The organism is Winogradskyella pacifica (assembly GCF_013403915.1).
Classification (GTDB): Bacteria; Bacteroidota; Bacteroidia; order Flavobacteriales; family Flavobacteriaceae; genus Winogradskyella; species Winogradskyella pacifica.
This window is the reverse complement of sequence record NZ_JABFDI010000060.1, coordinates 1-849: the sequence shown is the minus strand read 5'-3', so window position 1 is coordinate 849 and position 849 is coordinate 1. Positions and strand designations below refer to the sequence as shown.

Sequence of the window (849 nt, the reverse complement as noted above, 5' to 3'; positions counted from 1 at the left end):
GAGTTATATCGGCATACTGTTGGGTCCTGAGGGAACACGTGAGTGTTTTTTCTGGCGAGACCATATACATGCGGGAGTTCGTATCCCTATCGCGGGGTGGTGGTGACACTGTTTCGGTCTGATGGATGCAGGATGTTCTTCTGTTTGTGTGTTGTTTGAGAATTGCACAGTGGACGCGAGCATCTTTTTTGTAAGTAGTTTAGAGCGTACGGTGGATGCCTTGGCACCAGGAGCCGATGAAGGACGTAGGAGGCTGCGATAAGCCTCGGGGAGCTGTCAACCGAGCTGTGATCCGAGGGTGTCCGAATGGGGAAACCCAGCACGAGTGATGTCGTGTTACCTGCACCTGAATATATAGGGTGTGTGGAGGGAACGTGGGGAAGTGAAACATCTCAGTACCCACAGGAAGAGAAAACAATTGTGATTCCGTGAGTAGTGGCGAGCGAAAGCGGAGGAGGCCAAACTTTGTGCGTGTGATACCCGGCAGGGGTTGCGTATGGAGGGTTGTGGGGTTCATGCATGTCGATTCTGCCGGATCGGCCGACAGTAAAAAATTGTGGTGTTAGTCGAAGTGGTCTGGAACGGCCTGTCGTAGAGGGTGAGAGTCCCGTAGACGAAAACATTGCAACTGTTGTGTGTGGGTACCCAAGTAGCAGCGGGCCCGTGAAATCTGCTGTGAATCTGTCGGGACCACCCGATAAGCCTGAATACTCCCTGGTGACCGATAGCGGACTAGTACCGTGAGGGAAAGGTGAAAAGTACCCCGGGAGGGGAGTGAAATAGTACCTGAAACCGTGCGCTTACAATCCGTCAGAGCTGGTGCACAGTTTACTGTGGCTGGTGATGGCG

The 849-nt window shown here is 53.0% G+C and carries 1 rRNA gene; it reads left to right on the top strand.

The features are described from left to right. Positions 1-188: 188 nt before the first annotated feature. Positions 189-849, top strand: a 23S ribosomal RNA gene (locus HM984_RS18045); the annotation flags it as partial.